The organism is Nonomuraea marmarensis (assembly GCF_043197025.1).
GTDB lineage: Bacteria > Actinomycetota > Actinomycetes > Streptosporangiales > Streptosporangiaceae > Nonomuraea > Nonomuraea marmarensis.
The window spans coordinates 111,867-133,693 of the sequence record NZ_JBICRM010000029.1; the positions used below are offsets into that span (position 1 = coordinate 111,867).

General features: G+C 67.7%; 22 protein-coding genes and 3 pseudogenes. 14 read left to right on the plus strand and 11 right to left on the minus strand.

Translation table 11 applies throughout. From position 1 onward, the window contains the following. Window positions 1-296 precede the first annotated feature (296 nt). A complete protein-coding gene (gene nhaA / locus ACFLIM_RS36250) occupies window positions 297-2,174 on the plus strand; it encodes a Na+/H+ antiporter NhaA (protein ID WP_393172892.1) in 1,878 nt (625 codons plus the stop codon). Here the strand turns inward: nhaA and ACFLIM_RS36255 are convergent. From ACFLIM_RS36255 to ACFLIM_RS36270, 4 genes and pseudogenes are all read right to left on the minus strand, one after another. Further along, window positions 2,131-2,876 (minus strand): annotated as a pseudogene (locus tag ACFLIM_RS36255) (DUF427 domain-containing protein). The gene nhaA and the pseudogene ACFLIM_RS36255 overlap by 44 nt on opposite strands. Window positions 2,877-2,948: 72 nt before the next feature. Next, window positions 2,949-3,455, minus strand: a complete 507-nt coding sequence (gene msrA / locus ACFLIM_RS36260) for a peptide-methionine (S)-S-oxide reductase MsrA (protein WP_393172893.1) — start codon at window positions 3,453-3,455, stop codon at window positions 2,949-2,951. 9 nt (window positions 3,456-3,464) lie between these two features. Next, window positions 3,465-3,932, minus strand: coding sequence for a peptide-methionine (R)-S-oxide reductase MsrB (msrB, locus tag ACFLIM_RS36265; protein WP_393172894.1), 468 nt, complete (start codon window positions 3,930-3,932; stop codon window positions 3,465-3,467). 96 nt (window positions 3,933-4,028) lie between these two features. Then, window positions 4,029-4,223: a hypothetical protein gene (locus ACFLIM_RS36270; protein WP_393172895.1), complete on the minus strand. Its 195-nt coding sequence runs from the start codon at window positions 4,221-4,223 to the stop codon at window positions 4,029-4,031. Window positions 4,224-4,476: 253 nt separating this feature from the next. On the opposite strand from ACFLIM_RS36270, the gene ACFLIM_RS36275 reads away from it, so the two are divergent. Further along, window positions 4,477-4,761 (plus strand): hypothetical protein, encoded by a 285-nt coding sequence (locus ACFLIM_RS36275; protein ID WP_393172896.1) that lies wholly within the window; start codon window positions 4,477-4,479, stop codon window positions 4,759-4,761. A 277-nt stretch (window positions 4,762-5,038) separates the two neighbouring features. Here ACFLIM_RS36275 and ACFLIM_RS36280 read toward each other — a convergent pair whose 3' ends face one another. After that, window positions 5,039-5,176 carry a hypothetical protein gene (locus ACFLIM_RS36280; RefSeq protein ID WP_393172897.1) on the minus strand — a complete coding sequence of 46 codons (138 nt, stop codon included), beginning with the start codon at window positions 5,174-5,176 and terminating at the stop codon, window positions 5,039-5,041. Window positions 5,177-5,337: 161 nt separating this feature from the next. Between ACFLIM_RS36280 and ACFLIM_RS36285 the strand changes: the two genes are divergently transcribed. Genes ACFLIM_RS36285 through ACFLIM_RS36295 form a run of 3 tightly spaced genes read left to right on the plus strand, consistent with a single transcriptional unit; the run spans window position 5,338 to window position 7,693 of the window. Then, window positions 5,338-5,733: a hypothetical protein gene (locus ACFLIM_RS36285; RefSeq protein ID WP_393172898.1), complete on the plus strand. Its 396-nt coding sequence runs from the start codon at window positions 5,338-5,340 to the stop codon at window positions 5,731-5,733. Continuing rightward, window positions 5,730-6,092 carry a hypothetical protein gene (locus ACFLIM_RS36290; protein ID WP_393172899.1) on the plus strand — a complete coding sequence of 121 codons (363 nt, stop codon included), beginning with the start codon at window positions 5,730-5,732 and terminating at the stop codon, window positions 6,090-6,092. The genes ACFLIM_RS36285 and ACFLIM_RS36290 overlap by 4 nt, the downstream gene beginning before the upstream one ends. Before the next feature lie 2 nt (window positions 6,093-6,094). After that, window positions 6,095-7,693 carry an AAA family ATPase gene (locus ACFLIM_RS36295; RefSeq protein ID WP_393172900.1) on the plus strand — a complete coding sequence of 533 codons (1,599 nt, stop codon included), beginning with the start codon at window positions 6,095-6,097 and terminating at the stop codon, window positions 7,691-7,693. A gap of 207 nt (window positions 7,694-7,900) precedes the next feature. On the opposite strand, the pseudogene ACFLIM_RS36300 reads toward ACFLIM_RS36295, so the two are convergent. From ACFLIM_RS36300 to ACFLIM_RS36310, 3 genes and pseudogenes are all read right to left on the minus strand, one after another. Next, window positions 7,901-8,770: pseudogene (locus ACFLIM_RS36300) on the minus strand (IS701 family transposase); the annotation flags it as partial. Window positions 8,771-8,802: 32 nt separating this feature from the next. Next, window positions 8,803-10,062 (minus strand): annotated as a pseudogene (locus tag ACFLIM_RS36305) (ISAzo13 family transposase); the annotation flags it as partial. Beyond that, entirely contained in the window at window positions 9,983-10,513 is a 531-nt protein-coding gene (locus ACFLIM_RS36310) for a transposase (protein ID WP_393172901.1), read from the minus strand. The pseudogene ACFLIM_RS36305 and the gene ACFLIM_RS36310, both read right to left, overlap by 80 nt. A 628-nt stretch (window positions 10,514-11,141) precedes the next feature. On the opposite strand from ACFLIM_RS36310, the gene ACFLIM_RS36315 reads away from it, so the two are divergent. From ACFLIM_RS36315 to ACFLIM_RS36335, 5 genes are all read left to right on the plus strand, one after another. Further along, window positions 11,142-12,230, plus strand: a complete 1,089-nt coding sequence (locus tag ACFLIM_RS36315) for a hypothetical protein (RefSeq protein WP_393172902.1) — start codon at window positions 11,142-11,144, stop codon at window positions 12,228-12,230. A gap of 82 nt (window positions 12,231-12,312) precedes the next feature. Further along, window positions 12,313-12,612 (plus strand): MmyB family transcriptional regulator, encoded by a 300-nt coding sequence (locus tag ACFLIM_RS36320; RefSeq protein ID WP_393172903.1) that lies wholly within the window; start codon window positions 12,313-12,315, stop codon window positions 12,610-12,612. A gap of 240 nt (window positions 12,613-12,852) precedes the next feature. Next, window positions 12,853-13,299, plus strand: coding sequence for a MarR family winged helix-turn-helix transcriptional regulator (locus tag ACFLIM_RS36325; protein ID WP_393172904.1), 447 nt, complete (start codon window positions 12,853-12,855; stop codon window positions 13,297-13,299). Between the two features lie 156 nt (window positions 13,300-13,455). Beyond that, window positions 13,456-14,421 (plus strand): zinc-binding dehydrogenase, encoded by a 966-nt coding sequence (locus tag ACFLIM_RS36330; protein WP_393172905.1) that lies wholly within the window; start codon window positions 13,456-13,458, stop codon window positions 14,419-14,421. Between the two features lie 23 nt (window positions 14,422-14,444). Further along, window positions 14,445-15,335 (plus strand): NmrA family NAD(P)-binding protein, encoded by an 891-nt coding sequence (locus ACFLIM_RS36335; RefSeq protein WP_393172906.1) that lies wholly within the window; start codon window positions 14,445-14,447, stop codon window positions 15,333-15,335. A 278-nt stretch (window positions 15,336-15,613) separates the two neighbouring features. On the opposite strand, the gene ACFLIM_RS36340 is transcribed toward ACFLIM_RS36335, so the two are convergent. Then, window positions 15,614-15,916 carry an ArsR/SmtB family transcription factor gene (locus ACFLIM_RS36340; RefSeq protein WP_393172907.1) on the minus strand — a complete coding sequence of 101 codons (303 nt, stop codon included), beginning with the start codon at window positions 15,914-15,916 and terminating at the stop codon, window positions 15,614-15,616. A 200-nt stretch (window positions 15,917-16,116) separates the two neighbouring features. On the opposite strand from ACFLIM_RS36340, the gene ACFLIM_RS36345 reads away from it, so the two are divergent. Next, window positions 16,117-16,962 (plus strand): MBL fold metallo-hydrolase, encoded by an 846-nt coding sequence (locus ACFLIM_RS36345; protein WP_393172908.1) that lies wholly within the window; start codon window positions 16,117-16,119, stop codon window positions 16,960-16,962. A gap of 318 nt (window positions 16,963-17,280) precedes the next feature. Then, entirely contained in the window at window positions 17,281-17,583 is a 303-nt protein-coding gene (locus tag ACFLIM_RS36350) for a methyltransferase domain-containing protein (protein ID WP_393172909.1), read from the plus strand. A 203-nt stretch (window positions 17,584-17,786) separates the two neighbouring features. On the opposite strand, the gene ACFLIM_RS36355 is transcribed toward ACFLIM_RS36350, so the two are convergent. Together ACFLIM_RS36355 and ACFLIM_RS36360 are read right to left on the minus strand one after the other, a co-directional pair. Continuing rightward, on the minus strand, window positions 17,787-18,725 hold the full coding sequence (locus ACFLIM_RS36355; protein ID WP_393172910.1) for an SMP-30/gluconolactonase/LRE family protein: 939 nt from the start codon (window positions 18,723-18,725) through the stop codon (window positions 17,787-17,789). Between the two features lie 189 nt (window positions 18,726-18,914). Then, window positions 18,915-19,817 (minus strand): LysR family transcriptional regulator, encoded by a 903-nt coding sequence (locus ACFLIM_RS36360; protein WP_393172911.1) that lies wholly within the window; start codon window positions 19,815-19,817, stop codon window positions 18,915-18,917. Between the two features lie 81 nt (window positions 19,818-19,898). On the opposite strand from ACFLIM_RS36360, the gene ACFLIM_RS36365 reads away from it, so the two are divergent. Together ACFLIM_RS36365 and ACFLIM_RS36370 are read left to right on the plus strand one after the other, a co-directional pair. Next, the gene (locus ACFLIM_RS36365) at window positions 19,899-21,119 is read left to right on the plus strand and encodes an MFS transporter (RefSeq protein WP_393172912.1); all 1,221 of its coding nucleotides are present in this window, start codon (window positions 19,899-19,901) and stop codon (window positions 21,117-21,119) included. Between the two features lie 42 nt (window positions 21,120-21,161). Beyond that, window positions 21,162-21,764 (plus strand): MFS transporter, encoded by a 603-nt coding sequence (locus tag ACFLIM_RS36370; RefSeq protein ID WP_393172913.1) that lies wholly within the window; start codon window positions 21,162-21,164, stop codon window positions 21,762-21,764. Window positions 21,765-21,827: the final 63 nt, after the last annotated feature.

Genomic DNA, 21,827 nt, shown 5'->3' on the forward strand with positions numbered 1-21,827 from the left:
TATGGTCCTTACTGGGACGGCGCGCGTCAATGGCCGTGACTATGTCGGTGCTCGACCCCACGCGGGACTTGAGGCGACCGGGGAGGAACCCGAGCCGGGCTTCGGCCCGAGCCAGTGGGAATCGCGGACAATTCCGGACGAATTAGTCCAGTTGTGGCTAGACTGCCGACCGACCCGCTTCGTCGGGCCGACCACCCGTCGTACCTCGAGAACAGGAGCACGCATGTCATCCGTCACCCGAGGCTTCTCTGGAGACGCCCGCACACCGACACGACCAGCCGGCCCGGTGATTAATCATGACCAACCTCACCGTCATCCAGACGTCACTCGACGCTGAGCAGGGCACCGCCCGCAGTCGTCCACGCCCGTCGATCGCCGCGCGAATCGGCTCAATGGGCCAGAACCGGATCGGCGCCCTGCTCCTCCTCATTGCAACGCTTGCGGCGATCGTCTGGGCCAACGTGTCCATGGCGTTGTACGAGACGGTCTGGCAGGCCCATCTGATGGTCGGCGTCGGCGACCTGCATCTGGACTTCACGCTTCACGCACTAGTGAACGACGCGCTGATGGCGATCTTCTTCTTCACGGTCGGGCTCGAAGTACGCCGGGAGTTCGCGATCGGGGAGCTGACGAGCCGGTCCCGTGCCCTGGTGCCCGTCGCCGCCGCCATCGCAGGCCTGGTGGTGCCCGCACTCCTTTTCGTCCTCATCGCAAGGGGCTCCGGAAACGAGCATGCGTGGGGAGTCGTGATCTCGACCGACACGGCCTTCCTCGTCGGCGCCCTGGCCCTGATCGGCCCGCGCGTCCCTGGACGCCTGCGCGTCTTCCTCCTCGCGCTCGCGGTCGTCGATGACATCGGGGCGCTCAGCATCATCGCGCTGGTCTACACCGAGAACTTCACCCCGCTGCCGCTCCTCGTCGCCGCCGTCGGGCTCGTCGGCGTGTACTTCACGCGCTATCTCCGCGGCGGCCGCGGGCCCGTGTACGTATCTCTCGCGATCGTGGTGTGGCTGGCCTTCCTCGCTTCGGGCGTGCACCCGACCCTCGCGGGCGTCGCGATCGCACTGCTCGTCCCCGTGTACCGCCCCAACCGCACCGACGTCGAGCACGCTCTGGAACTCGCGCGCACCTTCCGCCAGTCGCCCAACACCGAGTACGCCCGCGCCGCTGCGAACAGCCTGCGCGAATCCATCTCGATCAACGAGCGTCTCCAGTCGGCGTACGCCCCGTACGTCGCGTACGTCATCCTTCCGATGTTCGCCCTCGCCAACGCGGGTGTCATGCTGAGCCCCGAGATCCTCGCGGGCGCGGCCGGCTCTGCCCTGACGTGGGGCGTCGTCGTGGGCCTCGTCGTCGGCAAGCTCCTCGGCGTCTTCGGATCGAGCGCGTTCCTCCGGCACTTGAGGCTCGGCGAGTTCGGAGCGGGACTCACCCTCGATCGCATCTTCGGGGGTGCCGCGCTGTGCGGGATCGGATTCACCATCTCGCTGTTCATCGTTGACCTCGCGATCGACGACGAGCTCGCGCAGAACGAGGCGCGGGTGGGTGTGCTCGCGGCATCCGTCATCGCCTTCGTGCTCGCGACGATCGTCTTCCGGGTCTCGGATGCCGTGCGCCCCGACGACGATTTCGGTCAGACGCTCGCGCGCCCGGTCGACCCGGCACGCGACCACGTGCTCGGAGACCCGGACGCGCCCTACACGATCGTCGAGTATGGCGACTTCCAGTGCGGCTTCTGCCTCAAGGCATCGGGATCCATCCTCGAGGTGCGCGACGTGCTCGGGGACCAGCTCCGCTACGTGTGGCGCCACGCCCCGCTCGTGCAGATCCACCCGAACGCGCTCGCAGCGGCGGAGGCATCCGAGGCTGCGGCCGCACAGGACAAGTTCTTCGACTTCGCGCGCGCGATCTTCGACGACCAGGACAACCAGCGGCCGTCCGACATCATCCACATCGCCCACGACCTGGGCCTGGACGTCGAGCAGTTCGAAAAAGACCTCATCTCGGCCGAGGTCACCGGCCGAGTGCGCGACGACATACTCGATGCCGAGGCCATGAACATCACCGCCGTCCCGACGCTCTTCATCAACGGCCGCCGACACGTCGGCCCGTACGACGCGCAATCGCTGCTCAGAGCGCTGACGACCCGGACTGACACACCCGCCGCCGAGTAGCGGATGCCGTTGCCCCACGATAACGGGCGGCTACGGCGACCGCGCAACGACGAAAGCACCGCAGCGGCGGCGCCGGGCTCAGTCCAGTAGACCGTACAGGCCCCAGGCGGCGGCGCAGCTGCAGTCCGAAGTGGACTGACGTGTCAGAGAAGTGCGTGTCCGGCCGCGGGATCCCGGCGCCGTCTACGAAGAGGTCCACCTTCTCGTTGTAGAGGCAGACCAGGCCCTTGATCGGGTCGAGCGCTGCGGTCGGGAAGTCGTAGGTCCAGGCCAGGTCCTGGCGCAGGATGTCGTTCACGCGCACCGACCAGTAGCCGCGCGTGCGGCCTTGTACGGGCATGCGGTGACCGTGCTCGTGGGCACCAGCCGCGTGAAGTCAACGTCGGTGCGGTTGAAGTAGTAGGACGTCGGCCGGCCGGTTTCGAACAGCAGCACCGGCGACGACGACTCGGCGAGCGTGTGGCCTTCGAGGGCGACGCGCACGTGCCGGGTAGAGCGCAGGACATCGACGCGCGTGTACGGGTTGCGCGGGTGGACGAAGATCCGCTCCTCCTCCTCGAACCACACGTCGAGGGCATCCCACACCAACCGGACGTGACCGGCGAGTCCCGCGACGGCGTCCGCGCCGGCCACGGCGCGGACCCGCCGCGGGACGGGCTCGACGTGGCCGAACCCGGCGATCGCCTCGGGGTAGTCACGCATGGGGCTCTCCTCGCCCACGTTTTTCCCGGATACGCGCCGGCGCGCGGACTCGGGGTTCGCGCGCCGGAGATGTCAGGCCGTTGCCCGCTTCGGGAGCTTCCACCCGGGACGGGGGAAATGGCAGGTGTAGCCGTGGGGGTACTTCTGCAGGTAGTCCTGGTGCTCGGGCTCGGCCTCCCAGAAGTCGCCCGCCGGGGTGACCTCGGTGACGACCTTGCCGGGCCACAGGCCCGAGGCGTCGACGTCGGCGATCGTGTCCTCAGCGACCCGCTTCTGCTCGTCGCTGGTGTAGAAGATCGCCGAGCGGTAGCTGGTACCGATGTCGTTGCCCTGGCGGTTCTTCGTCGAGGGGTCGTGCACCTGGAAGAAGAACTCGAGCAGCGCGCGGAAGTCGGTCTTCTCGGGATCGTAGACGACCTCGATGGACTCCGCGTGGGTGCCGTGGTTGCGGTAGGTGGCGTTCGGGACGTCGCCGCCGCTGTAGCCGACGCGCGTGGACACGACGCCGGACTGGTGGCGGAACAACTCCTCCATGCCCCAGAAGCAGCCGCCGGCGAGGAGCGCCTTTTCGGTGGTCACGTCGTCTCCCTACTTGTCGTCGGTGTCACTTGTGAACAGGGTGCGGTATTCGCCGTACCCCTCCTGCTCCAGGTCGTCGAGGTGGATGAACCGCAACGACGCGGAGTTGATGCAGTAGCGCAGCCCACCCCTGTCGAGAGGACCGTCGTCGAAAACGTGGCCGAGGTGGCTGTCCCCGTGCAGCGAGCGGACCTCCGCCCGGATCATCCTGTGGCTGAAGTCCTCGCGCTCGACGACGTTCGTCTTGGCGATCGGCTTGGTGAAGCTCGGCCAGCCGGATTGGCTGTCGTACTTGTCGACCGACGCGAACAGCGGCTCGCCGGACACGACATCGACGTAGATGCCGGGCTCGTGGTTGTCCCAGTAGGCGTTGGCGAACGGGCGCTCGGTGCCGTCCTGCTGGGTCACGCGGTACTGCTCCGGGTCGAGCCGCGAAACGACTTCCGGGTTCTTGTGGTACTGGGTCTGCCGGGGCACAGCTCTCCCTTCCCGGCCTTTCGGCACGAAGCTGGGGAACCAGGTGAAACGCACCTGGACGCGCAGACACAGACACTTTACGGGCCGGTTCTATTCCTACGGACGGCCGCTTGTGCGGTCGTTCTTCTTTGGTAAGGACCGGGTTTCCGCGATCAGGTCGAGCAGCGTCCGCAGGGCCCGGCTCGGGGTGTTACGGCCGTGGGTGACGATCGAGAGCGGCCACGTCAGGCCCGGGTCGCGCAGCGGCACCGCGACCGTGCCGGGCGCGGCGAGCGGCACGACGTCGGGCACCACCGCCTGCGCCGCCCCGCCGGCTGGACGACGGCCAGGTGGCCTCGTTGGACGCGGCCGCCGAGCAGCTCTTCCCGCCGTACACGCCGTCCGGCTAATGGGCCTATCTGTAAATGCGGCCCTTGGTGCGTGTCAGGTGCCTGCCCCTGATGTGCCGTTGCGGGACCTCCGCTGATGAGCGGCAGCCACAGCACGAACCTGGCCCCACCGCGGATTCTCACCGTGGCCGCGTTCGCCAAGAGAGGTACTGACCATGAGCGAACTTCCCGACTTCCATGGCCCGCACGTCCGCCACCGGGCCGACGCCGAAGTGATCGACTGGTGCGAGCCGAAGCAGCGCTTCGATCGGGTGCGGATCAGGCGGCACACCTGCGAGTGCAAGGCGCGCGTCCTCGAGTTCTGCACGACTGGAGGACTGGCATGGGTGCGCAGGACGGACCGGCTCGCAGACGCCTGTCAGGTGCGGGAGAGTCATCCGCAGAGGACGGATGAGGCCGAGAAGCTGTGGAGGCGACTCCTCAACGGCGAGGCCAGATAGCGTGCGTGCGTACAACGACGAGACACCGCCGTCCTCCCACCGCGCGATGTCACATGCACATGACACCTCCGCGCGCGGCCCGCCACCGGCTCGACCACCTCTGCGCTACCGACACGGAATCTCATCATCGACAGAGCCAGCGATGGCAGAATGTGACCACGTCGCCACCCCGAGCGAGATACTTCAACACCACCGGCCCCTACGACCCGCGACACCACTACATGCTGCCGCCCACGCCGCAGCTCCCGCAGGTGCGCGAGCTCATCGAGTTGGACCGCTACTTCGTGCTGCACGCGCCCCGGCAGACCGGCAAGACGACCATCCTGCGCACCCTGGCCTCCGACCTGACCGCCGAGGGCGACATCGCCGCCCTGACGTTCTCCAGCGAGCGCGCCAAGATCTTCAGCGACGACATCGCCCGCCACGGAGGCGATTCTGCTGGACTCCCTCCGCAGAGCCGCCGACCTGTCGGGGTGGCTCGAGGAGCTGCTGCCGCCGGATCCCTGGCCCCAGGTTGCGCCAGGCAGTCGGTTCGGTACCGCGCTGAGCGAATGGTGCCGCCGCCGCCCGCGCCGGGTGGTCCTGATTCTCGACGAGATCGACGCCCTGCAGGGCTCCAGCATGATCAGCATCTTCCGCCAGCTTCGCGACGGCCACAACGCCCGGCATGAGGGCCGTCCGTTCCCCTCGTCCGTGGTGCTGTGCGGGTTGCGCGACGTGCCCGACTACAAGGTCACCTCTGGAGGCAACCGCGATTGGTCGAATCCGGCCGGCCCGTTCACCATCATCACCGAGTCGCTGTGCCTGGGCGACTTCACGACCGACCAGATCGCCGAACTCTACGACCAGCACACGCAGGCGACCGGCCAGGAGTTCACCAAGGACGCGGTGGAGCGGGTCTTCGAGCTGACCCAGGGACAACCTTGGCTGGTCAACGCCCTCGCCTACGAGATCATCTTCGAGATGGGGTGAGTGGCGCCATCACCACCGGGCAGGTCGATGAGGCCAAGGAGCGGCTGATCCGGGAGCGCCCCGTCCACCTGGACGCCCTCATGGCGCGGCTGTACGAGCCCCGGGTGGAGCGGGTAATCCGGGCGATCATTGAGGGAACACTGCCGGGCACGGGCGCTTCCATCGACGACGTCTCCTACGTTCGCAATCTGGGTCTCATCCGGGGAACCGGAGAGCCGGAGATCGCCAACCCGATATACCGAGAGTTCCTGATGCGGCGCAGGATCCTGGAACAGTACGGACCTTTCAGCGACGAGAAGCTGGCCGAGACCAGTCGGAGGATCTTCAGGCTCCTGGGTCAGAATGGTGGCAGAATGTGATCATGCCGCCACCCCGAGCGAGGTACTTCAACACCACCGGCCCGTGCGACCCGCAGCGCCACTACATGCTGCCCCCCACACCACGGCTTCCCGAGGCACGGACGCTGATCGAGTTGGACCGCTACTTCGTGCTGCACGCGCCCCGGCAGACCGGCAAGACGACCATCCTGGACACCCTGGCCTCCGAGCTGACCGCCGAGGGCGACATCGCCGCCCTGTCGTTCTCCTGCGAGCGTGCCAAGACGGCCGGCGACGACATCGCCGCCGCGGAAACGATTCTGCTGGACTCCCTTCGCGAGGCCGCCGACCTGTCGGGATGGCCGGACGAACTGCTGCCGCCGGACCCCTGGCCACGGAACCCGGTGAGAACCCAGCTCGGTAAGGCGCTGAGCGCGTGGTGCCGCCGCTGCCCGCGCCGGGTCGTGCTGTTCCTCGACGAGATCGATGCTCTGCAAGGCGACAGCCTGATCAGCATCCTCAACCAGCTCCGCCACGGTCACAACGCGCGGCCCAAGGGGCTTCCGTTCCCCGGCTCGGTGGTGCTGTGTGGGTTGCGCGACCTGCGCGAGTACAAGGTCGCCTCGGGCGGCGATCCCGCGCGGTTCAGCCCTGCCAGCCCGTTCAACATCATCTCTGACTCACTGCGGCTGGGCGACTTCACCGCCGACCAGATCGCCGAGCTGTACGACCAGCACAGCCAGGCGACCGGCCAGGAGTTCACCAAGGACGCGGTGGACCGCGTCTTCGAGCTGACCCAGGGACAACCTTGGCTGGTCAACGCCCTCGCCCATGAGATCACCTTCAAGATGGGGGTGACAGGGACGATCGGTGACGGGCAGGTGGAGGACGCAAAAGAGCGACTGATCCGGGCACGCGCCACCCACCTGGACGCCCTGGTAGCCCGCCTGCACGAACCCCGGGTCAAGCAAGTGATCGAACCGATCGTGGCCGGCACCTCTCCAGGCCTGGACGCTGACTTCGACGAGGCCGCCTCCTACGTCCACGACCTGGGCCTCATCCGCGGAACCAGGGACCTGGAGATCGCCAACCCCATCTATCGAGAAGTCCTGCTACGGGTGCTGGGCGATCGCACGGAACGGTTCGTACGCGCCGATCCGCACAGCTTCGTACTGCCGGACGGCCGGTTCGACCTGCCGCGCCTGCTGCAGGAGTTCGTCGTGTTCTGGCGCGAGCACGCAGAGGTCCTCATCAACCAGGAGGGCTACCACGAGGCCGCCTGCCACATCATCCTCATGGCCTTCCTGCACCGCCTGGTCAACGGCGGAGGCCACCTCGACCGCGAGTACGCCGCCGGCACCAAACGCCTGGACGTCCTGGTCCGCTGGCCCTACCCCGGCCCCGACGGCGAGCGGCTGATCCAACGCGAGGCCATGGAGCTGAAGGTCTGGCGAACGAACGGAGACGACCCCACGCCCGACGGACTCGCCCAGCTCGACCGGTACCTGGACCGCCTCACCCTCTCCACCGGCGCGCTGGTGATCTTCGACCGGCGCCCTGAGGCCCCGCCCTGGAAGGAACGAGGCGCTTTCGAGCAGGCGACCACACCATCCGGACGCCAAGTCACCGTTCTGCGTGTGTGAGGGGTCAGAGCCAATCCCGCCGCTTCAAGTACTACGTCCGTAGATTCCCTGGAATGGCATGGCCGCGGTTGCGGTAGTGGCTGAGTAGCGCTCTGGTCTGGTGGAGGCGCCGGAAGCGGGACCAGGCCAGGACGTGGCCGACGTCGTTGGCAGCGGGAATGAGGAGCCGGGCCAGGACCCGGCATATTTCGGTGACGGACGGGCCGATCAAGAAGGTGTCGGGTACGGGTGCGCGGTGCGGTGCGCGTGTTCTTTTCCCTGATCGTCGTCTTGATCGTGTGAGTCGTCGGGGTGGCCGGGAGGGTCGTCGTCGGGTAAGCGGGCGCGGGTGATGGCCAGGAAGGCCAGGGCGAGCATGACGGTGGTGACGTGCCGGTGCCAGCCGGTCCAGGAGCGGACCTGGTACTGGGTCAGGCCGAGCAGGTCCTTGCCGGTCTCGTTGTTCTCCTCGATCTTCCATCTCATGCCGGCGGCCGTGATGAGTTCGGGGATGGCGGTGCCGCGCAGGGCGTGGGCGAGGAAGAACGCGATCTCATCCGGGCTGGTGATGCTGCGGCGGATCAGCAGCGTATGGGTGTATCCCGGGGCGGGGTCCTGGCCGCTGACGGTGACGGCGACCGCACTCCAGTGGTACAGGCGCAGGCCTTTGGTGCCGCTGCCGCAGGCGCGGCGTTCCCACATCGAGGAGTCACCGTGGGCGAGTAGCCGGTCCAGGACGTGCTCGACCGACTCGGCCTCGCCACGAACGTCGATCAGAGGCACATCGAGCGGGACGGCCAGCACGTAGCCGATCTGGTGCCGGTGGCAGAAGGCCCGCAGGTCGGGGTCACGCCCGTAGGCGGCATCAGCGCACAGGTAGCGAAACGGGGTGGCGGCGGCCAACTCCTCGGCCAGCATGGCGATGACCAGGGCGGGCTTGGTCGCGAAGGCGACCTGTTCGGGCACGCCGGCCTCAGCCCGGCGAGCCGGATCGGCCGCCCAGGCCTCAGGTAGGTACAGGCGTCGGTTGATGAAGGCGTGCCCGGCCGCCGAGGCGTAGGTGAGCATGGGCATGACCTGGCAGTTTTCGACCTGGCCGGGGGCTCGTAAATGAATAATTGTCAGACTTGATCTTGGGAGCGGTCTTCTGCGGGTGCCTCGGGAGGCCTGGGCGGGGTGGGGGCCAGGGTGTAGTTCCAGTCGCCGTGGAACGCGCTGGGTGTGATCGGCAGGGCATGGAACTCGGCGGGCGTGACGGTGGCGCCCAGGAGGTAGCTGCCCATGTCGAGTTCGGCGCCGATGCTCAGCCCGCTCCCGGTGGTCGTCGCGGCGATGGTGTCGATGACGACCTGGTAGCTGGTCAACGGCCGCCCCCGCCAGTTTGCGGTGATGTGGCAGAACATCCGGTGCTCGATCTTGTTCCACTTCGACGTTCCGGGCGGGAAGTGACAGACCGTGATCTCCAGCCCGCTCTCCACCGCGAAAGAGTGCAGGTGTTTCTTCCACGTCCAGTGGCGGGGATCGTTGGAGCCGCCGGCGTCCGCAGTGATCAGCAACCGGGTAGCGTCCGGATGGTCGACTCGGCCACGGTGCTGCCACCAGCGACGGATGGACTCCACCGCGAACTCGGCGGTGTCGTGATCGGTTCCGACATTGACCCAGCCGGCGTTAGTGGCCAGGTCGTAGACCCCGTAAGGGATGACGATCGGCTGGTCGCTGGTGATGAAGGTGTGGCAGTCCACCCGGATCGGGCTCTTGGCAGGCCGCCAGGTTCGCCCGGGCCGGTCGCGGTTGCCGAGCCACTCCTTGGCCTTGGTGTCGATGCTGATCACCGGCTGGTCGGCGGCGAGGTAGGTGGTGGCGGTGGCATTCAGGTGGGCGAACTGGGCATCGCGGTCTGGGTGGCGGGCGCCTTCGATGGTCTTGGCCGTGCCCTGCAGGCTGAAGCCCAGAGCGTGCAGCAGGTGCCCGACGGTTGCGGCGCTGACCGGGTGGCCCTGCGCGGTCAGCGTCGAGGCCAGGGCGCGCAGCGACAACGTGGTCCAGCGTAACGGGGAGACAGGATCACCGCGGGTGTGCGGCTCGATCAGTGCCTCCAGCGCCGGCAGCAGACCGGGGTCGGTGGCCGTCCGCGGCTTGCGTCCGGCTCCAGGAGCCCGAATCCGCCGGGACGGCGCAGGGTTTCCGGCCAGTTCGGCGATGCCGCGCGTGATGGTGGCGGCGCTGGTTCCGGATACGGAGGACACCAGGGCGATCCCTCCGTGGCCGAGCGCGCTGGCCTCGCTGGCCAGGTAGAACCGACGGCGGCGCTCATCCAAGTGCGGCAGGATCTGATCGAACTTGGCCTGTAGGCCAGCAGCGGGAGCGCTGGGGGATGGAGGGACACTCATACTCCAGCCTCGCACCGGCACTCATCCACCGAGCACTAATTGAAATACAGCTCCCCAACGCGCCGGAGTACTGACGAGCCGCCCCGACGGCGTCGGTGGAGGACTTCTCATCGCCGGTCTCGTCCACGACGAGCACCACCTGCTGCTCGCCCAGCTGCTCGACGGCCCAGGCGGCGACCCGCTCGCGGACTGCGTCGTGGTTCCAGCGTGCCCGGGACAAGAAGTGGTGCAGCACATGCGGGCCGCGATGGCCGATCTCCTCCGCCAGGGTCCAGCAGTTGGCGCTCTCGGTGACCGTCAGCACCGCTTCGACCATGTTCCTGCAGGTCAGCCGGGTTTCCCGGCGGCCGAAGCAGGCTGCGATCCGATCCATCAGGTCCTCGAAGCAGACCGGCCAGCGCTCGTACGCTACCGTGGCCCCCGCGGCCACCGCGTCTGGATTTGTTGTCACAAACGATCATGATGCCGGTGGCCGTTCCCATGCCCGCAGGTCACCCCCGGCGATCACCGCTGCCTCAAGATTTCGATCTACAGCTGCCGTATCTGAACCGGGCGACCTTGGTTTTGTTCGGATCTACTTTTCAGTTTCGGTAGATCTCGGCGCGACGGGCGGAGTTTCCGGGTTTCATCGGCTTGATGTCGGCTCCGGCGGAGAACCGGGCGCCGCGTCTCCCTGCTGAGCGCTCTACTAATTAGATCGAGACGAACCAGATGCAAGGTCTAATTGAGTCTGGATCTCCACAGACTTGACTCAGCACTTGGTGGATGAATCCGTCTTTGCTATGCGGCGGATCTGATCTGGTTTGACGCCTTGAGCGCCACGAAGGTCTGCACCGGTTAGATCCGCGTTATCCAAGATCGCCATGCCGACCGCCGGGCGAGGGCGGGCGTCCGGCGGGATGTACCGGACAACGTGCCCGAGTCGCGCACCGGCCGCGCGGGTGGATTGGCTGCTCGGCCGAGGCTGGCGATCGCTCATGGTGGTGCCCTGTTTGCGCGGACGTTCGAGCCGGCTCCCATCCACCGGGCCGACGGCGGCGAATACCTGTCGACTGAGTCCATCAGGAAGGAGCATCGCGATGCGTACGTTCATCCGTAGCCGGCTGCGCAGGTCGGCGACCGTCTCCGTCGTGGTCGGCGCCTCGCTCACGCTGACCGCCGTCGCGGCCGCTGCCCCGGCACTGTCGACGCGGCAGGCAGGACCGGGCGGCTTGATGCGGGTCGCCGCCCACTCCAGCGTCGCCCCGCGCTCTGTGACCCCGGTGTTCGTCTTGGACAAGGGGCGGCTCACGGCGTTCGACATACCGTTCGGCGAGTTCGGCGGAGACGCGGTCACCATCGACGACCGCGGCCAGATCGCGGGGAGCTACTACAACGCTCCCGCGGCGACCTGCCTGCGCGGCTTCCTACGTGACCACCAAGGCCGGTTCAGGAGGATCGACTTCCCCGCCCCGGGTACCACCCAACTGATCGACATCAACGACCGCGGCCAGCTCGTGGGCAACCACCGCCCCTCTTCCGGCACCTGCTCCGGCACCGAGCCGCTGCGCGGTTTTCTCCGTGACGAGCGCGGAAGGTTCACGACGATCCGCGTTCCCGGCGCCAAGCAGGTCCAGGCCCTAGGCATCAATAACCGCGGCCAGATCGTCGGCGACTATCGTGCCGCCGACGGGACCACCCACGGGTACCTGCGTGACCGCGGCCGGATCACCACCATCGACGGGCCAGTCGGTACGGCCGGGGCAAGCGTGCTGGACATCAACGACCACGGCCAGATGGTGGGCGTGTACCTCGACAAGGCGGGCGGATTGCATGCCTTCTCGCTGCGAGGCGGCCGCTACACCAGCATCGATGCGCCCAACGTCACCTACACCTTTCCCTTCGGCGTCAACAACCGTGGCCAGATCGCCGGCCTCACCGCGGCCGCGCTGCCCCTCGGCGTGAACTCCGACGCCCACGGCTTCGCCCTGCGAGACGGAGCGGGCGGTCCCTTCACACGCATCGACGTTCCCGGCGCGGTCGGCGGGACGGCGGTCTTCGACATCAACAACACCGGCGCCCTCGTCGGCGTCTACGCAAACCCCGGAGCCACGTCCGGCCCGCCGCCCGCAAGCGCGATGCCCGGCATCCCCGGCAAACCGGCTGCCGCGCAAAACGGTTCACCGTGACCACCGACACGTAGTGCCTCCTGATCAGGCGTATCCGGAAGACGCTGAGGGCCACTGGGCCTGCCGATAATGTCATCCGCTTATGCCGAGTGGGCGGTTATGCCGACCGCGGCGGCGCAGCCGCTGGTCGGGCGGGGTTCCCGGCGGCCTGTACGTCGGTCATCTGGCCCCGCACAGCCCGGACATACTGCGGCAGCGGCCCAACATGGCGCGCCTGATGTTCCTGGACGCGCACACCCGTGACCTGTATGCCGACTGGGCCGCCAAGGCACGTGCCGTGGTGGCGACCCTGCGGACGGCCTCCGGGCTGTGCCGTGCCAATACTCGTGTACTGGCTCTCACCTGGGGTGCAAGCGATCGCTTAGCCGCTCGCCGATACTGATTGATCAATCCCGAGACAGCCTTGGTCCGTCGGACCGGCGCCCTCATGTCGATCACCCGGCCGGGCTCGTACAGTGGCGGCTTCTGATCTCGGGACTGATGCGGACGATGATCGTTATAGTGCCGCTCAAGTTCGGCGAGCACCCAAGCACACCTGATGTGAATGCACTTGCATGGAACACCATCACGCCATATGGTTGGTTTGTACCAACCAACTATATGAGAGCGGGGTGCGGGCGTTATGGAGAGGCAGGCCGCCGACCGAGTGGCCGCAGCGCTGGCGACCGTTGGTAACTGGATGTTCGCCCCGGCCACGCGGCGCCGGATCATGGCCTCGTCCGGACTGGAGATGTCCCTGGGCGACTACACCCTGCTCGCCCAGATCTCCATGCACGCGCCGGTCCGCCTGTCGGTGCTCGCCGAGCTGATGGAGGTGGACAAATCCACGCTCTCGCCGCAGGCCAAGCGGCTGGAGTCGCGCGGATTCATCAAGCGAAGGCCCGACCCGGCCGACGCTCGAGCTCAGCTGGTGAGCGTCACCCGCGAGGGCAAGCTCGCCATCCGCACGCTGTGGAAGGCGCGCACGGCCGCCGTCGCCGCACTCCTGGCGGACTGGGCACCGGCCGACGTCGAGCAACTGGCCGCTGGCCTCGGCGCCTTCGCCGAGGCCATCAAGAAGGGCCCATGACCCTTCCCGCCCTGCCCTGACGGGGACCCGATCAGGCCCTGACCGGCGCCACACCTGCCCCGCATTCCCCTTTTCGTCCGACCGGTGACCCCTGAGCGGCCGCATCCTGCTGCCTCCGGACGTTCCTACTCGATCATTTCCTTGGAGTGCTGTCTCATGCGTGCTGTTGTGCTGCGCGAATTCGGCCCACCGGACCGGTTGCGTGTCGCAGAGGTTCCCGCGCCCAGGCCGAGGCCTGGCCAGGTCACGGTTCGGGTGGCGGCCGTCGGTGTCCAGTTCCTGGAGACCCAGGTCCGTTCGGGGACGATGCCCGGGGCGCTGCCGGTGATCTTGGGTAAGGAAGTTGCGGGAGTGGTTGCCGAGGTCGGTCCCGGCGGCGATCCCGCGCTCGTCGGCAAGCGGGTCCTGGCCAGCACCGCGGGCACCGGTGGGTATGCCGAGGTGGCCGCCGTTCCCGCCGACGGGATCGTCCCGGTCCCGGCCGGGCTTGATGTGGAGGACGCGCTCGCCGTGTACCGGTACGGTGCCACGGCCGAGGGGCTGGTCACGACGGCCCGTGTGACCGCGGGTGATCGCGTCCTGGTGCAGGCCGCCGCAGGCGCGGTCGGCACAATCCTGCTGCAGTTGCTCAAGCGGGCCGGGGCCACCGTCGTCGGCGCCGCGCGCGGGGAGCCGAAGCTGGCCCTTGCCCGGAAGCTGGGCGCCGACCACGCGGTCGACTACTCGCTGCCCGGCTGGACCGACCGGATCCGAGACGCCGTCGGCGGTTCGGTCGAAGTGGTTTACGACCACATCGGCGGTGACCTGGGCCGCCAGTCATTCGAGTTGCTCACCCCCGGCTCCGGCCGGCAGATCGTGTTCGGCTTCTCCGGAGGGAGACCACTGGACGTCCAGCCGATGGAGCTGTTCGGCCGAGGCCTGACCCTCACCGGGTTCAGCGCCGGTCTCATCTGGAACCGCCCCGCTCACGCCCGCACCCTGGTGACCGAAGTCCTTGACCTGGCCGCCTCCGGGCTACTCACGCCGGTGGTCGGCCAGCGGTTCCGGTTGGAGAAAGCGGCCGACGCGCATGCCGCCGTCGAGGCGCGCGACACCGTCGGCAAGACCCTGCTCATCCCGTAGAAACACATTTAGGAGAAATCAGCATGTCAAGCAAGGTTTTCGTGGCCGGCACCGGGTTGCTCGGCGGCCAGATCATCAGTGCCCTGCTCGACCAGGACGCGCCGGTGCGGGCCCTGGTACGGCCCGGCACCGAGCCGGCCAGGATGGACGCGCTGCGAGCGCGCGGCGTGGAGGTGGTCGAGGGCGACATCACCGGCCCGCTCGAGCACTTGGCGGAGGCCATCGGCGACGCCACCACGGTGATCTCAGCGGTGCAGGGCGGCCCTGACGTGATCGTAGACGGCCAAGTCAATCTGGTGCATGCCGCGGAGAAGGCAGGCGTCCGGCGGTTCATCCCCTCCGACTTCGCCGTCGATGTGACGAAGCTGGACGACGCCGACAACTTCATGCTCGATTGGCGCCGACAGGCCGCCGCGGCATACGCCGGAGCCGGTCTTGAGGTGATCTCCGTGCTCAACGGTGCCTTCTATGAAGTGATGGTCGGCTTCATGGGTCTCATCGACTGGGAGCAGAGCACGCTGTCGCACTGGGGCGACCCCGACCAGCCGTTCGACCTGACCTCGGTGCCCGACACTGCGGCCTTCGCCGCGGCGGTCGCCCTCGACCCCGCCGCCACCGGCACACAGCGCTTCGCCGGACAGGTGTTGTCGATGCGGCAGTTCCACGAGGCGGTCCAGCGCGGCTCCGGACGCACCCTGGAACTGCGCCACCTCGGCACCGCCGACGAGCTACGCGCGGAGATCCAGCGTCAGGCCGGGCTCACCCAGAACCCGTTCGACTACGTGGCGTTGCAGTACCAATGGTGCATGGTGACCGGCAAGGCCAAGTTCGACACCCTGGACAACGCCCGGTACCCGCACATCACCCCGACCTCGGTGACCGACTTCGTCCGCAGCACCGTACCCCCGGCCTGATCACCCCCGCGCACGCGGCTCCGGTCTCGCAACGGCCCGAGAGCGGAGCTGCGTGCCAGGAGGAAATCAGACGCCGAACTCGGCGAAGGGCCGTAGCGGATTCACCTGCCCGCCGCGGTTGAGAACGCGCCGCGGGAACCGGTGAGACCACGCGAGTCGACATCCCGGCCAGGGCTCGCCCTGGGGGCAGCGGGGACGCTGACGAGGAGGTGATCAGTTCTCCGCCGGGATGTCCTTGGTCCGCCGCGGTGTGTTCGAAGGCAAGGCAAGGCCAGGGGCTACTTAGCAGTCTCGCCGGCAGGTCGGACCGTGAGCACGCCAAGTGTGTCGGTTAGCTCAAGAATCGCGTCCGGGTGCACTGAGTAGCAGATCTGGTTGCCGCGGCGGCGCGTGGTGACCAGATCAGCCTCGCGGAGCACCTTGAGGTGCTGGCTGATGGTGGGTTGCTTCAGCCCGAACACGTCGCTGAAGTCGCATGCGCAGGTCTCAGGCTGGGCCGCCAACCGTCGCATGATGCCCAGCCGCACCGGATGACCCAGCGCCCGCAACATCCCGGCCCACCGCACCTCCGGATTCTCCACATCGACACCTTATTCGTCGTCTTCCTATATTGCCAAACGACTAAATTGCCATTTAGCTATATATGGGGTCATGCTCGCGGCGATGACGCCGCCCGGTGGATCGGCCGTGGTCCACGTTCCGACGCTGGCGTTCGGCAGGCCCTGCAGCGGTAGTTGCGAGCATCGTCACGTAGTGAGATTCATCGAAGGAGAGAGCTCTGGTGTCGTCTTCGAAGCCGGTCACCACCATCACCGGCGCACAGCTTCCGATCTGCCGTACCTGTGGCGTGCAGTACGGGGCACCGCGCGCTGATTGCCCGATTTGTCTGGACGAGCGGCAGTATGTCGGTTGGGCAGGCCAGCAGTGGACCACACTGGCCGAGTTGCGCGCCGATGAGCATCGCGGTCGGGTCGATGAGGAGGGCCCCGGCGTGCTCGGGGTCGGCGCGGTGCCGTCGGTGGCTGTCGGCCAGCGTGCGCTGCTGATCCGCTCGCCGTCCGGCAACGTGCTGTGGGACTGCGTGGGCTACCTCGATGACGATCTTGCTGTAGAGATCGAGAAGCTGGGCGGGATCAGCGCGATCGCCGTCAGCCATCCGCACTTCTACGGCGCGATGACCGAGTGGGCCCGGACCTTCGACGCCCCGGTGTACGTCCACGCCGCCGACCGTCATTGGGTCGGGCGGCCCGATCCGCTGATCGAGTACTGGGCGGGCGACACCCACCAGATCACGCCTGGCATGACGCTGATCAACGCGGGCACGCACTTCGCCGGCGGCACCGTGCTGCACTGGAGCGATGACCCCGAGGGACGCGGTGCGCTCTTCAGCGGCGACATCTTCATGGTGGTGATGGACCGGCGGTGGGTCAGCTTCATGTACAGCATCCCCAACTTCATTCCGGAGCGGCCACGCACCATCCGCCGCGCACTCGCGTTGATCGAACCGTTCGCCTTCGAACGCATCTACGGAGCGTTCTGGGGACGGGTGGTCACTGCCGATGGATGGGCTGCGGTGCGTCGTTCGGCGGAACGGTACGTGCGCTTCGCGCTGGACGACGGCTCGTAGCAACCACACCAGGGAGGATCAACTGTTTGTGCGCGCAGAAATGAGTGTGATGCGAGAGGCGATCACCTCTTGTGTGGCGCCCGATTTTCGCTGCGGGGCCCGGGGCGGAGCCTGCCTTCCACCCATCGAGGGTCCAGGCAGGCCGCTCGATCCGGTTGATCCCGTGGATCAGGTCACGGACGTAGTTGTCCACCTCGGTGCGCTGCAGAGCGTGGCCGGTTCGCGCCATTCGGCTATCGGAGCGGCGGCCGGCCGGTGAGCACTTGCAGGCAGACGTGATCGGCGCCGGCGTCGAAGTGGGCCTGTACCCGTTCGGCGATGGTGTCGAGCGCCGTACGCCCACCCCCCAGAGGCGATGATCGCTGCCGCCCGCCACCGCTGGTCGCACCTCGCTTCCGTGTCGGCGACGCCTACGACCTACCGCTCGAGGACGGCACGGTGGCCGGGTACCGCGCGGACAAGGTGTTCCACGACCTCCCCGATACCGAGAAGGCACGCGCGGAAGCCAGGCGGGTGCTCGTGCCCGGCGGGCACCATGCTCACCGGGATCGCCGGGGGCGCCCGCGTCAGCGGGGGCATCACCTCCGAACAGGAGGCGGCATGGGTGGCCGAGCAGACTGAGCGTGCCCGGACCGGCCCCATGTTCCTGGCCTTGCCGATCTTCGTAGCCTCGGCGCAACGGTCTGAAGGGCACGAGTAGGGCGGCTGCGCAGGTCCGGAAGGACCTTCAGTCAGTCGATTCACCCGCCGACGATCGAGCTGCCCGAGACGCCATGGCCAGGCGAACGTCCACGTTCGGCCAGGGGCAGCAGAACCACGCTCGTTCAGAACCGCCGTAGGGTGAAAGCGTCAACGGGTTTGCCGGCGAACAGCAGGTCCATGCGCCCGCTCAGCACGTAGAAGCGGCCGCGCGGATCGGCGGCCGCGGTGGTCGGGGCCGGATCCTTCCAGAACCTCTGGCTGGCGACCCGTGCGCTCTTCCAGTCCTTGGCCGGCCGTACGACCGCGACCGCGTTGGCGGGGGTTTCGCTCAGCCGGTTCCGCACCACCAGCAGCGACCCGTCGCGCCGTAGGGCAATGCCGTCCGCGCCGGTCAGGGGCCGGTCGAGCGGCACCCGGCGCAACGATCCAGGACGTTGCACCGGTACCCGCAACAGCGTGCCATCGTTGGTCTTTGCGATGATCAGATGACCGTCCTGCCAGGCGATGCCGTTGGCCCCGAAGTCGCTGCCGCCGAGTCGGGCGTCGCGGAGGAAGACCGATGCGCGGCCGTCCGTACCGACCCGATAGATCACGGGCGCGAAGGAGTCCGTGACGTACGCGGTTCCGTCCGGGGCGAGCGCGATGTCGTTGCCGAAGTGGTTCTCCCGGACCCCGCCGGTGGTCGCGGCGAGGTCCACATAGCGCATCCGGCGCCCGGTCCGTAGGTTGTACACCCCAAGGCCGGCCACATGCTTCTGGGTCGCGGGCGAGGAGTGCTCACTGGCGCTGTCGTCGGCGTTCGCCACGAGCAGCCGCTGATGGGCAGAGTCGATCTGGATCCCGACAGCGGAGATCAGCTTCGGGTCGCGCACCAGCGTCTTGACCGATCCGTCCGGCCGCAGGATGGACACGGTCCCGTGACGCATCGAGCTGACAAGGAACGCCTTCCGTGCGGGATCGTAGGCGACCCCCTCGGGGTGCAGCGTGGGCGCATGACCGTTGATCACTCTCGGGTACTGGTTGGCGGCGGGAACCGCAGCCGATGCGGCAACCGGCGCCATGGTCACGGCGAGCGTGACCGCGGCCGATACGCCAAGCGAGCGGGGGATAAATGTCGCAGGCACGAATACTCTCCTGTGATGTCCGGATTGAACGCCAACAACCCTGCGACATCACCGATCAATGAAACACATCCTTGTCATGAGAGCGATCGCGGATCGCGATAGATAGTGGGGCGGTGCGGCGCGCCGCTAGCCGGGGGTGTCGCCCGTGCCTGTCTCCGTGTTCTCGCAAGTCGCGCGAATCAGCTCAAGGAAGGCCGTGGCCGCCGGGGATGGCCGGTTGCCCCAGATCAGGTGCTCCATCCGCGTGGGAGCATCGCGAAGACGGATGATACGCAGGTCGGGAAAGCGTGGCACGTACGCGGCCGGCAGCATGCCTACGCCGAGGCCCTGGCGTACCAGATCGACCATGAAGTCGGCGGACGACACCTCGAAGGGCACCTCGCGTCGTACCCCCGCGGCCGCGAAGGCCTCGTCCGACTGTGCTCGTCCGGCCGCGCCGGCGCGGAAGTCGATGAACGGTTCGTCCGCCAGGCTCCGCAGGTCCACCTCCCTCTCCGCCCGGCTGTAATCGGGCGCGACGACGGCGACCAGTTCGCCTCCGCCCAGCCGGCGGCTCTGGACACCCTTCGGCTCCGTGCGGGGCGGCAGGCCGAGGAACGCCACGTCGACGCGGCCCTGCCGGACCCGTTCGATCAGGTCGTCGCTACCCGCCGAGGTGAGCGTGATGTGCACCCGCGGATGGCGCCGACGGTAGTCTCTCAGGGCGACCGGCAGGTTGACGGCCGCCACCGTGGGGATGGCGCCGACGGCGAGCCGCCCGCGGATCTCCCCGCTGGCTGCCGCGACCTCGGCCCGCGCGCGGTCCGCGGCCTCCAGGCACTCCCGGGCCGCGGGCAGGAACGCCTCTCCGGCCGGAGTCAGCCGTACGCGGCGGCTGGTGCGCTCGAACAACCGAGCGCCCAGTTCCCGTTCGAGACTGGCGATCTGATGGCTGAGGGCCGACTGCACCACCCGGCAGCGCTCGGCCGCCCGGGTGAAGTTGCTGGTCTCCGCGACCGCGACGACATACCTCAATTGCTGCAGCTCCATCCAACCATCTTGCAGCACGATCGATCACGATGAAAAGTATGTGTTGGACTCATCGATCGATGGTCGCGCACCCTTGACCGCATGACGGAAACCCTGAAGCAGGCGCCCATCACCGCGGCCCCTCCGCGGCTGCATCGCGGGCTTCTGCTCCTGATGTCGGTGTCCACCGGGCTCTCGGTCGCGGGCAACTACTTCGCGCAGCCCCTGCTCGAGGTGATCGGGCGGGAACTGGGGCTGAGCACCACCATGGCCACGCTCATCGTGACCGCCGCCCAGGGTGGGTACGCCTTGGGGTTGATCCTCCTGGTTCCCCTGGGCGACCTGGTGGAACGCCGCCGCCTCGCGGTCTTGCTCTTCGCCGGGACCTCGGCGTTTCTCCTTGTGTCCGCCCTAGCACCGAGCGGTCCGGTGCTGCTGGCCGGCACCGGACTGACCGCGCTCACATCGGTGGCCGCGCAGGTCGTGGTCCCGTACGCGGCCACCATGGCGACACCCGGCGAGCGCGGGCGTGTGGTGGGGACGGTCATGGCGGGCCTGATGCTCGGAGCTCTGCTGGCCCGCACGGCCTCGGGTGCGCTGTCCGAGTTCGGCGGCTGGCGGACGATCTACTGGCTGAACGCGATCCTCATGGCGGCTGTCGCCGGTTTGCTGTGGCGGTTCCTCCCACGCCTGCACACCCCCGTCGGGCTGTCCTATCCGGCACTGCTGCGGTCGACGCTCGCGATGTTCCGCCACGAACCGCAGCTCCGGTGGCGGGCGGGGATCGGCGCGCTGTCGTTCGCCGCGTTCAGCGTGCTGTGGACGTCGATCACCTTCCTGCTGGCCGGGCCGTCGTACGGCTGGTCCGAGGCGTCCATCGGGATGTTCGCCCTGGTGGGAGGCGTCGGGGCGATCACCACACCGATCGCGGGCCGGCTGGCCGACCACGGGTGGGTGCAGCGGGTCAGCGGCATCGCCACCGCGCTCCTGGCACTGTCCTGGCTGGCCGTCGGTGCCGGCGAGGGCACGCTGGGCTGGCTCATCGCCGGGGTTGCGCTCTTCAACGTGGCCCATCAGGCGGTGCTGAACACCAACCAGAACGTGATCTACGCGCTTCGCTCTGAGAGCCGCAACCGGCTCAACTCCGCGCTCATGACCGCGTTCTTCGTCGGCGGCGCCGCCGGATCGCTGCTGACCTCCGTGGCCTGGACCGGAGCCGGATGGACCGGGGTGAGCCTGCTCGGCGGCACGCTGTCGACCGCGAGCTTCGCGCTGTGGGCGCTGGAACGCGACCGAGTGAAAAATGGCCGATCAATACCGTAGTTTCATTCATTATTTCCGCCTGGAACAATCAGAAAGAAGAAAATGGCGACACACGACGAACACCCACACTCGACCTTGAGATCATGGCTGGGTGTTTCAGCGATCACGGCCAGTCTGTTCGTCTTCCTCACTACCGAATTGATGCCCGTCGGCCTGCTCACCCCGATAAGTACGAGCCTGCGCATATCAGTGGGCATTGCTGGGCTGATGGTTACTCTGTACGGCGTCTCAGCCGGACTCGGCGTACCGTTCATCGTGGCATGGACCAGGCGCGTCAACCGACGCGTCCTGCTGTCCGCACTCCTGGCGATATTGACCCTGGGAAACGTGATCACCGCCATTTCACCGAACTATCCGCTGGTCCTGACCACACGGCTCATCATGGGATTCGCCAGCGGTACGTTCTGGGGCATAGGCGTGGCCATGGCGATGCGCCTTGTCCCGCAACGCCACGCGAGCAGGGCGGCCGCGATCGTCATGTCCGGCATCTCGATCGCCGCGGTCGTCGGCATACCGCTGGGAACGGTCGTGGAAGACCTCACCGACTGGCGCACCACGTTCCTCATCTGGGCCGGCCTCAGCCAGGGCGGGCGGAGTTCTCGGATGGTGAGACGGCGAGTTGGAGATCCGCGGGTCACAGCTTGATCGCGTACGGCGTGGCGGTGCCCTGACGCGCAACAAGGCCCCGTAGAACGGCGGTTCTCACGC